We start from the raw sequence: 13222 nt of genomic DNA on the forward strand, positions 1-13222 counted from the left end.
TCGCTTGCCGATAACGCGATAGAAGATGAAAGCGACGACGAACGTCGAGAGGACAAGCAAAATAACTATTACTGCGATCATATAAAAACGTGCTCCCCGCTTGGGCTACGCTTGGCGCGGCCGAGGCCGAGATCCTCATTCACTAGACTTAAAGCCGCGCGATCGTCGCGGCGACGCGTGAGCCGTCCGAAAATCAAATTCCTACGCTCCGCCTCCCGGCGCTCCGCCACCGACGCCCCCAGGAGGGAGAGAAGACACGGCGATAGCGATAGCCTCCGCGCCGGCCGACTTGGCCATATCCAGAATACGAACCATATCACCAAGTATAACCTTTGGGTCGCCCTGGAAAATCACAATTTTGTCGGTCGAATTCGCAAGCGCGTCATGCAGCTGGGGCACCAACTCGGGCTCGGTGACCTGCTTGTCGTTCAAATAGATCAGATGATCGGCGGTGTACGTCACGATGATGCCCTTGGGCTTGTCGGTTGGCGAGGTCGGCGCTTCAGCTTTGGGCAAATCGACGTGGGCCGCTGATTCGATCGTCACCGCTGTCGTCACCATAAAGATGATCAGCAGGACGAGAAAAATATCGGTCAGCGGGGTGATGTTGATATCGGCGAACACCCCGCCGCCTTTGTTACTACTCATTGCCATGGGCAAATACCTCTGCGTGTATCGATGCTCAGGTCAGCAACCGGGGCCGGCCCGATCAACCACCACCACCTGAGGAGTTGGCTAGTTGCGCACCGGTAACCCGCTTGGCCGCGATTGCAATTTGTTCGGCGCCGGCGGCCTTGGCGATATTCAGGATTCGCACCATGTCGCCGAGCAGCACTTTGCGGTCGCCCTGGAACACGACGATCTTCTGGTCCACTTTGCTCAGCGCCTCGCCCAGGGCCGAGCGGAGTTCGCGCTCGGGAACGTCCTTCGAGTTCACGAACAGCTCGTGCTGGGCGGTATACGTCACGATGACGCCCTTGTTCTCCGGCGCGGTATTGGTCGCGTTGGGCAGATCGACGTGGGCGGCGGATTCGATCGTGACAGAGGTCGTCACCATGAAGATGATGAGCAGGACCAGAAAGATATCGGTCAGCGGCGTGATATTGATGTCGGCGAAAACGCCGCCACCACCGCCGCTCGAATGGGGTCCGCTAATTGCCACGCGCCTGTCTCCCCTGGAGTGTAGCGTCGATCAGACGGTCGTCGTTGATGTGCTGGATGGCGCTGATGTTTTCAATCTTGACCGAGAAATAGTTGTAGAAGATAACCGCGATGATCGCGACGGCCAGTCCGAGCGCGGTCGAAATCAAGGCTTCCGAAATACCGGCTGCGACGACCGAGAAACCGCCGGTGCCCATGATTGCCATCGATTGGAACGCCACCAGGATACCAACCACCGTGCCGAACAGCCCGATGAACGGAGCCGATGCGCCCGCGGTCGCGAGCACCCAGATGTAGCGCTTGAACTCGAGGCCTTCCTGGTAACGGCGCTCGTCGTCGAGCTCGAGCAGATGATCCCGGTCCATCGTCTGCGAACCGGCGATGAGGGTGTGATAGATGCGCTCGGCGGCCGTGGCGCGCGCCTGCGTGGCCTGCAACGCTTCGTTGAACTTGCCCTGCCGCAGCTGCGGAATGAGCGAGTCGGCCAGCTTCGCCGTCTTCGGACCCACGCCCCACAGCACCCATACCCGTTCGAAAATTATCGCCAGGCAGACGACCGAAATGAAAAGCAGGGGGTACGTTGCATAGTAGCCCTGCTGAATCATCGACAAAATCCCAAAGTTGCTTTGCATCTCTTATCCTCTCGAGTTTTAAATAAATTTGAGCGGTGAAATTTTGGCCCCGCCCGAACCGTTACGTAACTACCACAAACTGCCCCTGCGGATTCTCCCTCGAACCGGTCGCCAGCCCTAATTTCACAGATTGGGCTCCCACCCGCCGGTCAAAGTCATCTGTGATAGCGCGGAAAGTCTGAATGCAACAATAGAAAGTATTTGTCAAGAGTCGCCGCAGACGTATAAGTATTGACCGATTCGCCCACGATTGCAAATGAAGATATCCTCACGCTGCGCAACGCTCGCCTCACGCTCGATCATCGAATCGGCGCGGCGCTTTTACTGTACGCCGTTGGCGATGCTGGCGACTGGCGAAATCGGTCGCGCGCGGCACCGCGAAGCATCTCGTCGCCTTGACTTCTTGGCCCCTCACGTCTATCCAGAAGCTTGCCAGAATACGCCGCAGATTGACCGCGATGCGGTCATTGTTTTTTCGGTCGATTGACGCCTTTGAGGAATCCAAATCCAGCATTAATTGAGACGGTGCAGCCGTCCGATTTGTTCAGTCGGGCTGCGCTGGCCGCCGCGTGCATGTTCGCACTGGCGGCTTGCAAAACCGCGCCGGTAGCCGCTCCCATCGCGCCGGCTGCCGTGCAGACCTCGATGACCACGCCCGACGAGCCCAGCCAGGCGTTGCCGCCGGACCTGTACAAGACGATGCCGATATATCCGGGCGCCAGGATCGAACACGTCCGCAAACCCAAAGGTGCGATGCGCGAAATTCTGTTCAGCGTGGACGCGCAGATGCCCCGGATGGTTGCTTTCTACAAGGACGAACTGAAGAAGAACGACTTTCACATCGCCTCGTCGCTGATCATGCCGGCGCGCAAAACCTGGTCGTGCGATTTCCACTACAACGGGCGTCCCGGCAGCATCATGCTGTACCCCAGCGACCAGGATAAATCGAAGATGACCATCGACCTCATCTACGAGCTGCCCGCCAATCTCGACGAATCCATGCTAGAACCCAAAGAAGACTTCGACGTAGAAGGACCGGGCGAAATCGCCCAACAAACTCCAAATCCCAGCGAAAAAGAGAAGAGGAATTAGCAAGATGGCACTACTAACAGGCAAAGTCGCAATTATTACCGGCGCCGGCCGCGGCATCGGGCGTGAAGAGGCGTTGTTGCTGGCCAAGCACGGAGCCAAGGTCGTCGTCAACGACCTCGGCGGCCACTTCGACGGAACCGGGCAGTCGCGTTCCCCGGCCGAGGACGTGGTCAAGGAAATCCGCTCCGCCGGCGGCGAGGCAGTCGCCAACTTCGAGAGCGTGACCGACTTCAAGGCCGCCAAGCGGATCATCGATTGCGCAATCGACAACTTCGGCAAGCTCAACATCCTCGTCAACAACGCGGGCATCCTGCGCGACCGCATGATGTTCAATATGAGCGAGGAAGACTGGGACGCGGTCATTTCAGTCCACCTCAAAGGCTCGTTCAACCTCGCCCGCCACGCGACCGCCTACTGGCGCGAGCAGCACAAGGCCGGCAACGTGCTCAATGGCCGGCTTATCAACACCAGCTCCGACTCGGGCATCCTGGGCAACGCCGGACAGAGCAACTACGGATCGGCAAAGGCGGCGGTCGCCGCGATGGCGATAATCGTGGATCGCGAGATGAGCCGTTACGGCGTCACCGCCAATGCGATCGCGCCGATCGCGCGCTCGCGGCTTACCGTCGACGCGACTCCGCAGACCGCCGCCGGCATGGCGCAGCGGCCGGGAGAATGGGATGCGTTCACGCCCGCGCACGTGGCGCCGCTGGTGGTCTGGCTGGCCAGCGACGACGCCAAAGACGTTCACGGCGAAGTGTTCCGCGTTGGCATGGGCAACGTGTGGCTGATGCGCGGATGGCATACCGGTTCCAAGGTCTCGAAGAAGGGCTCGATGTGGGAGCCGGCGGAACTCGGCGCCAAGCTCAAGGAAGAGCTGGCCAAGGGCGTGACCAAGAAGGAGAGCATGGGCGAGGTGATGGGCGGGGGCGTGTAGATTTTTGACGGCTAAGACGAAACCGAAAAGCGCGGCTCGCCGTGAGCCGCGCTTTCGTTACATCCTGTTCATTTGCGCCGCCAACACCGCGCGCAGCGTGATGGCCGAACATATCCTGCGGCGCGAACTCGACGCGCTCGGCTTCGACCATCGGATCACGATCACCTCGGCGGGAATCGCGCCATACGCCCGCGACGGGGCGCTGGTTTCGCTCGATACCCGGATGGCGCTGCGCGAGGTCGGCATCGATATCGGCGACCAGGCGACTTCAACCGACCTCAAACGGCATCCCGAGATGCTCGAGCAGACCGATCTCATCATCGCGATGACCGAGCAGCAGGCGCGCGAGCTGGTCGAGCGATTTCCCGGCGCAGCCGGGCGGCCGGTGTTCACGCTGCGTTCGTTTGCGGGCGAGGCAGGCGATATCGACGACCCCTACGAAAAGGGCGACTTGGTATTCGCCGAATGCCGCGAGGAGATTCATCGGCTCGTCCCGACGATCATCGAACGCCTGTTTCATCGCTAGCGCCCGACTAGGTCGCGCGCGATCATATGGCCATGGAATTCATCAATCCGCCCGACGCCGAGCTTCGCGCGATTTTGGCGCGGCCATCCACCGTCGCGGTCGTGGGATGCTCCGACAATCCGGCGCGCGACTCGCTGCGAATCGCAAAATTGCTCAAAGGCCGGGGCTTCAAGGTAATTCCGGTCAATCCGCAGCTCGACGCCGGCGCGCTCCAGAGCGCTCTGGGAGAGAAGTGCTATCCCAACCTGGCGTCGATTCCCGAGCCGATCGAGATGGTGGACGTGTTTCGGCGATCGGAGTTCGTGCCGGAAATCGTAGAAGACGCGATCGCCAAAGGTGCGCGCGTGCTGTGGTGTCAGCTCGGCGTAATCAACCTCGACGCGGCGCGGCGTGCGCAGCGGGCCGGGATGACGGTGGTGATGGATCGATGCCCGGCGATCGAATACGCGCGATTGTTCTAAGCCACGGCGGCTCCGGCGGAGTTTATGGCGCGCTGGAAAAGAGAGAGCAGAACCTTTTTCGTGTACATTATGAGCAGCAAGTCGGGTGTCCTCTATATCGGGGTGACGAACGATTTAGAACGACGCGTGAATGAGCATCGCGAAGGGCTGATTCCGGGTTTTACGAAGACATATCGCGTCCGGCGGCTCGTATATTTCGAAGATTTCGACAGACCGGGGGACGCAATCTCTCGCGAGAAGCAGATCAAGGGCTGGGCGAGGGCAAGAAAACTCGAATTGATTCATTCCACTAATCTGCCAATGGACGATCTTAGCGCGTGCTGGCGCACGCGAGATTCTTCGCTACGCTCAGAATGACGGAAGTGGCTTCGGTGCAATGACAGAAGCGGCTTTGCTGCTACGCATGCCGTTCCGCGCAGATTCTTTTCTCCGTCATCCTGAGCGGAGTCTGCGCAGCGAAGGATCTCGTCCGCCGCGCAGCGGCGGCGGAGTTTTTTGATGAAGCCGCGCAAGTGGAAGACGCTCAAGAGCGACATCGCGTACCAGACGCCGATTTTCGATCTCCATCGACGCCGCTCGACGCATCCGCGCCGCGGCGAACGCGACTTCTTCATTCTCGACGCGCCCAACTGGGTGAATATCATTCCGATCACGAGCAGTGGCGCGGTCGTGATGATTCGCCAGTGGCGTCACGGGATCTCCGGGTTCACGCTCGAGGTGCCCGGCGGGATGGTCGATCCCGAGGATCCGTCGCCGATGCATGCGGCGCGGCGCGAGATGATCGAGGAGTCGGGGTTCGATTCGGACACGATCGTAGAACTTGGCAAGGTGCATCCGAATCCCGCAATCCAGGGCAACATCTGTTTCTCGTTTCTTGCGGACAACGTGCGCCAGGTCGATAGGGTGATTGCGATCGGCGACGAAGAGACCGAGGTCGTGCTGGTGCCGATGCGCGAAATACGCGGCCTGATCGCGTCGGGCAAGGTCATGCATGCGTTGACGATCGCCGCATTTTCGTTCCTGCACGTGTACAACCCGCCGCCCAAGCGCCGCCGGATGAAGTAGCCCTGCGGCCGCATTGACAGCCGCCGCAGCGTGCCCTAGCCTTGACGGTTTGCTAGACTACAAAAACGAACCGACTGGGCCGGAGCCGCTTACCTCGACCTGCTGCGACCGAGTTTTTACCCATGTTTGATACGCTCAGCGACAGCCTCGAAGGGGTCTTCAGAAAACTCAAGGGCACCGGCCGCATCACCGAGCGCAATATTGAAGAGGCGCTGCGTGAAGTCCGGCTCGCGCTGCTCGAAGCCGACGTCAATATCAAGGTCGTTCGCGATTTTATCGAGCACGTCAAGACCAAGGCGCTCGGCGAGGAAGTGCTCCGCTCGCTCACGCCCGAGCAGCATCTGATCAAGTTCGTCGCGACCGAGCTGCAAAACGCGATGGGCGGTTCGGCGCGCGAGCTCGATCTGAAGGTCAAACCGCCCGTCAAAATCATGCTGGTGGGCCTGCAGGGCTCGGGCAAGACGACTTCGATTGCGAAGCTCGCGCTATGGCTCAAGTCCGAGCGCAAGCGCCATCCGATTCTGGCGTCCACCGACGTTTATCGCCCGGCCGCGATGGAGCAATTGCGCGTGCTTGGCGCGCAGGCGCAAATTCCAGTCGTCGACAGCCGCGAGGATCAGAATCCGATCGAGATCGCGTCGCGCGCGCTGGCCCGGGCCGAGACCGGCGGACATGACGCGGTGCTTATCGACACCGCCGGCCGCCTGCAGATCGACGAAGAGCTGATGGACGAGCTGGCGCGCCTGAAGGCCGCGCTGAACCCGCATCACATCATATTCGTCGCCGACGCGATGACCGGGCAGGAAGCGGCCAACGTGGCGGCGGGATTTCACGAGCGGCTGGGAATTTCCGGCGTGATCCTGACCAAGCTCGATTCCGACGCCCGCGGCGGCGCGGCGCTTTCGGTGCGGACTATAACCGGGGCGCCGATTCTGTTTGCGGCCACGGGCGAGAAACTCGACGCGTTCGAGGTTTTCTATCCGGACCGGCTGACGTCGCGCATCCTGGGGATGGGCGATGTGCTGACGCTGATCGAAAAAGCGCAGCAGAACTACGATCAGACCAAGGCCAAGGAGCTCGAGCGCAAGTTCAAGAAGAACGAATTCACAATCACCGACTTCGCCGAACAGATCAAAGCGATCAAGAAGATGGGATCGCTTGGCGATCTGATGGGAATGATCCCCGGGCTCAAAAAAGTGGCGGGCGCGGCGGATTCCGAAGAGGCCAAACGCGAGCTGGGGCGCATCCAGTCGATTATCGACTCGATGACGCTGCAGGAGCGCGGCAACCATCTGATTATCAACGGGCGCCGGCGTGCGCGAATCGCCACCGGCAGCGGCACCTCGGTGCAGGACGTGAATCGTTTCCTCAAACAGTTCGAGCAGACGCGCAAAATGATGAAGAAAATCACCCGCATGGGCGCGGGAAAGATGATGATGCGCGGACTGGGGCTCGGCAGCTAGAATAAGTAACAGGAGAATCGCATGGCACTTGTAATCCGGTTGCGCCGCCACGGCGGGCGCAAGAAACCCTTCTACCGCATCGTGGTGGCCGACTCGCGCTCGCCGCGTGACGGACGCTTCGTCGCTCAGGTCGGCACTTACGACCCGGCCTTCGATCCGCCCCGCGTGACGATCAAAAAGGACGTGGCCGACCGCTGGCTCAAGGCTGGCGCTAAGCCGAGCGACACGGTAAGAAAGTTAATTAAACGGGCCGAAACAGCAACGGTCTCCGCCTGATGCGACCCGCTGCAACGGAGCCATCCCATGAAGGAGCTCGTTCAGTTCCTCGCACAACAACTGGTGAACAATCCTGACGCGGTGGACGTGAAGGAGACGCAGGGCGATACCGCCTCGGTAATTGAACTGCGGGTGGCCAAGGAAGATTTGGGCCGCGTGATCGGCAAGCAGGGGCGGACCGCGAAGTCGATCCGCACGATTCTCAATGCCGTCGCCTCGCGCACCAACCGCAAGGTTGTTCTCGAAATCGTCGAGGACAAATGATCGGACCAGTCGATCGACACTTTTCGTGAGCCGGCCAGCGCCTGCCCGGTGACACGAATCAACTTGCAGCATCGATGCTCCGCGTCGGCCGCATAACCGGCGCCCACGGCCTCAAGGGCGCGCTGCGATTGCGGCCCGACAATCCCGACTCTGACTCATTGGAACAGGTCGCGCGCGTGTTCCTGGAGAGCGCCGGACAAGCACGCGAGTTTCGGCTGACCGGATTGACGCGGCTGAACGCGACGACGCGGCGAATCACGCTCGAGGGTGTCGCCGACGTAGACGCGGCCGAGGCGCTCAAAGGCGCGGTCGTGATGCTTGCGGCGGAGGACGTCCCGGCCGCCAAGCCGGGCGAGTTCTACTATTACGAGGCGATCGGATGCGAAGTGTTTATCACCGACGGCAGCCGCCTCGGTACGATCGAAGAAATCTTCTCGACCGGCGCGCACGACATCTGGGTGGTGCGGGACGGCGAGCGCGAAGTCCTGGTTCCGGTTATCGAGGACGTCGTCAAGGCGATGGATTTCGCCGCCCGGCGTGTCACGATCGAGCCGATCCCCGGCCTGCTCGACTGAAATCGGCGGGCGCCGTCTGGCCCGAAGCGGCGCACCCGGATAGATTTGGATTCACGACGCATCCGCACGTCGGCTCGCTGCGATGGAATTTCACGTAATCACATTGTTCCCCGAGATGTTCGAATCGCCGTTTCGCGCCGGCATGATCGGACGCGCCATCGAGCAGGGATTGATCGCGATCAAGGCGCATTCGCTGCGCGAGCATGGTCTGGGTAATTACCGGCAAGTCGATGATGCGCCGTACGGGGGAGGCAGTGGGATGGTGATGCGGCCGGAGCCGATCGCGGCGGCGATCGACGCGGTCAATGCGGGGCGCCCGGGACTGTGGCGCATCCTGATGACCCCGCAGGGCGAAGTGTTCGACAACTCGATGGCGCGTGACCTCGCCAGGCGCGCACCCGGCCTGATGATCGTCGCGGGACGCTACGAAGGAATCGATGAGCGCGTGCGCTCGCTGGTGGACCAGGAAATTTCTATCGGCGACTACGTGCTGAGCGGCGGCGAAATTGCGGCGATGGCGGTGATCGAGGCGGTGGGCAGGATGATACCGGGCGTGCTGGGCAATCCCGAGTCGCTCGACGAGGAATCTTTCGCTGCCGGGATGCTGGAGTACCCGCAATACACGCGGCCCGAGGAATTCCGCGGGATGAAGGTGCCGGAAATCCTGCTCAGCGGCGACCACGGCAAGATTCGCGCGTGGCGCGAGGCTGAAGCAAAACGGCGAACCGCGCGGCGGCGCCCCGACCTGCTCGAACGCCGCAAGTTCTGAGCGTGCAAATTCTGAAACGTGTCAGACCTTTTCATAGCGCTGATTCATCATCCGGTCGTCGACCGAAACGCAAAGATCGTCACGTCGGCAATAACCAGCCTCGACATTCACGATATCGCGCGCGCGTCGCGAACCTACGACCTGCGCGGCGTGTTCATCGTCCATCCGATTCCCGAGCAGCGGAAATTCGCCGCGAGCGTCATCGATCATTGGCGTTTCGACTTCGGCCGGGCCCACGATTCGCGCCGGCGCGAGGCCCTCGAGCGCGTGCAGATCGTCGCGGAACTCGACGACGCGATCGCCGCGGCAACCCAAATCTCCGGCGCACGCCCGCTCGTCGTGCACACCTCCGCGCGCACCGGGGGCGGCACCAGCTACGCCGACTTACGCAAGCGGCTGGAGGCTCCCGATGCGCCGCCGATGATTATCCTGCTCGGGACCGGATTTGGGATGTCGCCCGAGGTGGCAGAGCGCGCCGACGTCGTGCTTGCGCCCATCGTCGGCCCCGGCGATTACAACCATCTGTCAGTGCGCTCCGCCGCGGGAATCATTCTCGACCGCCTTCGCGGCAAGTGATCGCTGGTTGTTTGGTTGCCCGCTCCAGTGCTAAATCGCTACACATGACGCTCCGCCACGCGACCGCGCTCGCGCTTGTGGGCTGGCATCTGATGGCTCCGAGTTTTGTTGATTGGAGTTCTGGTCAGCGAAACCTCGGCCAACCAAAGATGAAAAATTCAAGCGTGGATTGGTCTCCAACTTGGGATACAATTCACACTTTCGATTCAGCTGCTCAGTGCGAAGCCGCAAAGGGAAAACTCCTCGGCAAATTTGATAGGAGCGTGCCCATGACGTTTGAGCACTTTCAGGCTGTATATTCTGAATGCATTAACAGCCACGATCCCCGCCTCAAGGGAAACTAGGCTGATCCCACTTCATCCCGCTTTGGTTCCGCTTGATCCCGCAAATTAAGCCACTCGCGCATTCAAATTCAGACACTCAGCCCCAAATTAAGACAGCACCGGGTACCCCCCCACCCATTGAGTGGCCGCGCGCATTTCGGTAGGTTTAGGGGCTCGACTCGAGGTCTTTCTTCCCATGAATACTGTTATCCAGAAGCTCGAAGAGCGGGGCCTGCGCAAGGACCTGCCTGTATTCCGCGTAGGCGACACGGTTCGCGTTCACGTCAAAGTCGTCGAAGGCGAGAAGGAGCGCATTCAATCCTTCGAAGGCATCGTGATCAAAATGAACCGGGGCGCCAACCGCGCGACCTTCACCGTTCGCAAAGTTTCATACGGAGTCGGGGTCGAGCGAATATTCCCGATGCATTCGCCGCGGATCGACAAGCTGCAGGTGCTGACCCGAAGCCGCGTGCGGCGTGCCCGCCTGTACTATCTGCGCAATCTGTCGGGCAAAGCGGCGCGACTCGACGTCGCGACCTGAGCGCCGGTCCTCGATCAGATGTCGACGGAGACGGCGGTCTTTTCGACGCAAGCCCGCGTCATGCGAACGTTGCCGTCCAGGTAGGCGCCTTCGGATATCGTCAGGTTGCGCGTCTCGATATTGCCGAAGAACCTGGCGCGCGGCCCCAGCACCATGCGGTCGCATCCGACCACGTCTCCGCGCAACTCGCCCATTATCAGCAGGCGCGGGGCGAAGACCTTGCCCTCGATCATTCCTTCTTCGCCGACCACCACCAACTCGACCGAGCGAACCTCGCCACGGAAGCGGCCCTCGATTCTGACCGGTTCATGAAAGATCAGTTTGCCCGAGACGTTGACGTTGCGGCCTACCGCGACGCGCGTGCGTTCCTCGGCCCACGCCACGCCTGCATCCTGCGGTATCTGGGTTGAATCCATTCGCTACGGAGCCGGGAATACGTGACATGCCACCGCGTGGCCGCCGCGCCCGGTTTCCAATTTCGGTTCGACGCTACTGCAGACATCTTTCGCATATGGGCATCTTGGATGGAAGGCGCAGCCGGCGGGCGGGTTCATCGGACTCGGCATTTCGCCGGGCAGCTTGATTCGCTCCGGCCTGTGCGCGGTGTCGATAGTCGGAATCGCCGAGAGCAGCGCGCGCGTGTAGGGATGCCGCGGGTTCAGGTAAATCTCGTCGCGCGATGCGATTTCGACAAGCTTGCCGAGGTACATGATCGCGACGCGATTGCTGATGTGCTCGACCACCCGCAAATCGTGCGCGATGAACAGGTAGGTGAGTTTCAGCTTCTCCTGCAGGTCCTGCAGCAGGTTGATTATCTGCGCCTGGATCGACACGTCGAGCGCCGAGACCGGCTCGTCGAGCACCAGGAAGCGCGGATTCACCGCCAGCGCCCGCGCGATCCCGATTCGCTGGCGCTGCCCGCCCGAGAACTCATGGGGCAAACGATCCATTGCGTCCGCGCTCATCCCGACCATCGCGAGCAGCTCGGCGATTCGCCGCTCCTTTTCCGCCCCGCGCGCGAGTTTGTGAATCTCGATTCCTTCGCCGACGATCGATCTCACCCGCATCCGCGGATTCAACGACGCGTACGGATCCTGAAAGACCAGCTGCATCTGGCGGCGCAGAGCGCGAAGTTCCGCGCGGCCCAGCGTCGATAGATCGCGCCCGTCGAAATAGACGGCGCCTTCAGTCGGCTCCAGGAGTTTCAGAATCAGCCGTCCCAGCGTCGATTTGCCCGAGCCCGACTCTCCGACCAATCCAATTGTTTCGCCCGGCGCAATCTCCAGGTTGACTCCCGCCACCGCCTTTATCGAAAGTTTCTTCCCGCCGATAATCCCCGTCGATCCCGCCGGGAACTCCTTGCTGAGATGCTCGACGCGAACCAGCGGCGCGCCGGACGCGGTTGCGGCCGTGCTGCCGATGGGCGATGCGGGATTAGGCGCGGATGCAGGCGACATAATGGTCTGGGCCCCTGTTCTCAAGCCTCGGCTCTGCCGCGGAGCATTGAGGAATTACCCGCGGGCATCGCGGATGAAACCTGCAGCCGGCCGGTGGATTCAACGCGCTCGGAATCGAACCGGGAATCGCCTGCAAGCGGCGCTGCCGGTTGGTGTCCATGCCGGGAATCGATTCGAGCAATCCGCGCGTGTACGGGTTGAGCGGATTTCGAAACAACTCCGCGCTCGGCGCCTGCTCCATCACCCGCGCCGCGTAAAGAATCGTCACGTCGTCGGCATACTCGGCGACGATTCCAAGATCGTGCGTGACCAGTATCACGGCGAGGGCGAGCCGCACCTGCAACTCGCGGATCAGATCGAGAATCTGCGCCTGTATCGTCACGTCGAGCGCTGTGGTCGGCTCGTCGGCGATCAGCAGCCGCGGATTGCACGACAGCGCCATCGCGATCATCACGCGCTGGCGCATCCCGCCGGACAACTGATGCGGATAGTCGTCGATGCGCCGTTCGGGGTCGGCAATCCCGACCATCCGGAGCGCCTCGATAGTGCGATTGCGAGTCTCGGCGCGAGCGGTGTGCTGATGCAGGCGGACGGCCTCGCCAATCTGGCTGCCGATGGTGAAAACGGGATTGAGCGAGGTCATCGGCTCCTGAAAGATCATCGCGATCCGCGCGCCGCGGACATGGCGCATCTCGGGTTCGCTGAGCTTGAGCAGATCCTGATCCTCGAAAATTATTTCGCCGCCCACGATTCGCGCCGACTCCGGCAGCAGCCGCATGATCGAGAGTACGCTGGCGGTCTTGCCCGATCCCGACTCGCCGACCAGGCCCATCAGCTTTCCCGGAGCGACCGAAAAACTCACGCCGTCCACCGCGCGCACTTCTCCCGAGGCGGTGAAGAACGAGGTGCGGATCGATTTGACTTCGAGCAGCGGTTTCACGTGAGGTTCAGCGTATCATCGCCCCGCCGCGGCCATCCAGACGGATGCGGCGCGAGGCAGGGATCTAATTTGGGCAATAACACAGTTGACTCACCCAAGCGAGGCGTGTTATGACCTCGCGGTATGATGCCTTCAGGCATATTTGTCAGAGCCTTGGGGTCTCG

20 protein-coding genes are annotated in these 13222 nt (G+C 61.2%); 14 read left to right on the plus strand and 6 right to left on the minus strand.

The features are described from left to right. Positions 1–201 precede the first annotated feature (201 nt). From ABSB13_RS14860 to ABSB13_RS14870, 3 genes are read right to left on the minus strand one after another with little or no spacing between them, the layout of a single operon-like run. Entirely contained in the window at positions 202–654 is a 453-nt protein-coding gene (locus ABSB13_RS14860; protein WP_428109988.1) for an ExbD/TolR family protein, read from the minus strand. 55 nt (positions 655–709) lie between these two features. Then, positions 710–1162, minus strand: coding sequence for an ExbD/TolR family protein (locus ABSB13_RS14865; protein WP_428109959.1), 453 nt, complete (start codon positions 1160–1162; stop codon positions 710–712). Then, positions 1152–1793, minus strand: coding sequence for a MotA/TolQ/ExbB proton channel family protein (locus ABSB13_RS14870; RefSeq protein ID WP_331965040.1), 642 nt, complete (start codon positions 1791–1793; stop codon positions 1152–1154). The genes ABSB13_RS14865 and ABSB13_RS14870 overlap by 11 nt, the downstream gene beginning before the upstream one ends. 256 nt (positions 1794–2049) lie before the next feature. On the opposite strand from ABSB13_RS14870, the gene ABSB13_RS14875 reads away from it, so the two are divergent. From ABSB13_RS14875 to rplS, 14 genes are all read left to right on the plus strand, one after another. Beyond that, positions 2050–2280, plus strand: coding sequence for a hypothetical protein (locus tag ABSB13_RS14875; RefSeq protein ID WP_428109962.1), 231 nt, complete (start codon positions 2050–2052; stop codon positions 2278–2280). A gap of 53 nt (positions 2281–2333) precedes the next feature. Continuing rightward, positions 2334–2885, plus strand: coding sequence for a hypothetical protein (locus ABSB13_RS14880; RefSeq protein WP_428109965.1), 552 nt, complete (start codon positions 2334–2336; stop codon positions 2883–2885). A gap of 4 nt (positions 2886–2889) precedes the next feature. Further along, positions 2890–3822, plus strand: coding sequence for an SDR family oxidoreductase (locus ABSB13_RS14885; protein WP_428109967.1), 933 nt, complete (start codon positions 2890–2892; stop codon positions 3820–3822). 4 nt (positions 3823–3826) lie between these two features. After that, complete coding sequence (locus ABSB13_RS14890; protein ID WP_428109969.1) at positions 3827–4348, plus strand: arsenate reductase/protein-tyrosine-phosphatase family protein; 522 nt, start codon at positions 3827–3829, stop codon at positions 4346–4348. A 32-nt stretch (positions 4349–4380) separates the two neighbouring features. Next, positions 4381–4809: a CoA-binding protein gene (locus ABSB13_RS14895; protein ID WP_428109972.1), complete on the plus strand. Its 429-nt coding sequence runs from the start codon at positions 4381–4383 to the stop codon at positions 4807–4809. A 69-nt stretch (positions 4810–4878) separates the two neighbouring features. After that, the gene (locus ABSB13_RS14900) at positions 4879–5166 is read left to right on the plus strand and encodes a GIY-YIG nuclease family protein (protein WP_428109990.1); all 288 of its coding nucleotides are present in this window, start codon (positions 4879–4881) and stop codon (positions 5164–5166) included. Between the two features lie 141 nt (positions 5167–5307). Then, positions 5308–5874, plus strand: a complete 567-nt coding sequence (locus ABSB13_RS14905; RefSeq protein WP_428109974.1) for an NUDIX hydrolase — start codon at positions 5308–5310, stop codon at positions 5872–5874. A 122-nt stretch (positions 5875–5996) separates the two neighbouring features. Next, positions 5997–7337 carry a signal recognition particle protein gene (ffh, locus tag ABSB13_RS14910; protein ID WP_428109976.1) on the plus strand — a complete coding sequence of 447 codons (1341 nt, stop codon included), beginning with the start codon at positions 5997–5999 and terminating at the stop codon, positions 7335–7337. A gap of 21 nt (positions 7338–7358) precedes the next feature. Further along, positions 7359–7613, plus strand: coding sequence for a 30S ribosomal protein S16 (gene rpsP / locus ABSB13_RS14915; RefSeq protein ID WP_331962571.1), 255 nt, complete (start codon positions 7359–7361; stop codon positions 7611–7613). 27 nt (positions 7614–7640) lie between these two features. After that, positions 7641–7877: a KH domain-containing protein gene (locus ABSB13_RS14920; protein WP_333647235.1), complete on the plus strand. Its 237-nt coding sequence runs from the start codon at positions 7641–7643 to the stop codon at positions 7875–7877. Between the two features lie 74 nt (positions 7878–7951). Continuing rightward, a complete protein-coding gene (gene rimM, locus ABSB13_RS14925) occupies positions 7952–8452 on the plus strand; it encodes a ribosome maturation factor RimM (protein ID WP_428109979.1) in 501 nt (166 codons plus the stop codon). An 82-nt stretch (positions 8453–8534) separates the two neighbouring features. Then, entirely contained in the window at positions 8535–9221 is a 687-nt protein-coding gene (gene trmD, locus ABSB13_RS14930) for a tRNA (guanosine(37)-N1)-methyltransferase TrmD (RefSeq protein WP_428109980.1), read from the plus strand. Positions 9222–9239: 18 nt separating this feature from the next. Further along, positions 9240–9797 carry an RNA methyltransferase gene (locus tag ABSB13_RS14935; RefSeq protein WP_428109982.1) on the plus strand — a complete coding sequence of 186 codons (558 nt, stop codon included), beginning with the start codon at positions 9240–9242 and terminating at the stop codon, positions 9795–9797. 519 nt (positions 9798–10316) lie between these two features. Further along, positions 10317–10661: a 50S ribosomal protein L19 gene (rplS, locus tag ABSB13_RS14940; protein WP_428109983.1), complete on the plus strand. Its 345-nt coding sequence runs from the start codon at positions 10317–10319 to the stop codon at positions 10659–10661. Positions 10662–10675: 14 nt separating this feature from the next. Here rplS and ABSB13_RS14945 read toward each other — a convergent pair whose 3' ends face one another. From ABSB13_RS14945 to ABSB13_RS14955, 3 genes are read right to left on the minus strand one after another with little or no spacing between them, the layout of a single operon-like run. Continuing rightward, positions 10676–11077 carry a bactofilin family protein gene (locus ABSB13_RS14945; protein WP_428109984.1) on the minus strand — a complete coding sequence of 134 codons (402 nt, stop codon included), beginning with the start codon at positions 11075–11077 and terminating at the stop codon, positions 10676–10678. A 3-nt stretch (positions 11078–11080) separates the two neighbouring features. Next, positions 11081–12118 carry an ABC transporter ATP-binding protein gene (locus tag ABSB13_RS14950; protein WP_428109985.1) on the minus strand — a complete coding sequence of 346 codons (1038 nt, stop codon included), beginning with the start codon at positions 12116–12118 and terminating at the stop codon, positions 11081–11083. Further along, positions 12096–13058, minus strand: coding sequence for an ABC transporter ATP-binding protein (locus ABSB13_RS14955; RefSeq protein ID WP_428109987.1), 963 nt, complete (start codon positions 13056–13058; stop codon positions 12096–12098). The genes ABSB13_RS14950 and ABSB13_RS14955 overlap by 23 nt, the downstream gene beginning before the upstream one ends. Positions 13059–13222 lie beyond the last annotated feature (164 nt).

This window comes from Binatus sp. (SeqCode) (assembly GCF_050013435.1).
Classification (GTDB): Bacteria; Desulfobacterota; Binatia; order Binatales; family Binataceae; genus Binatus.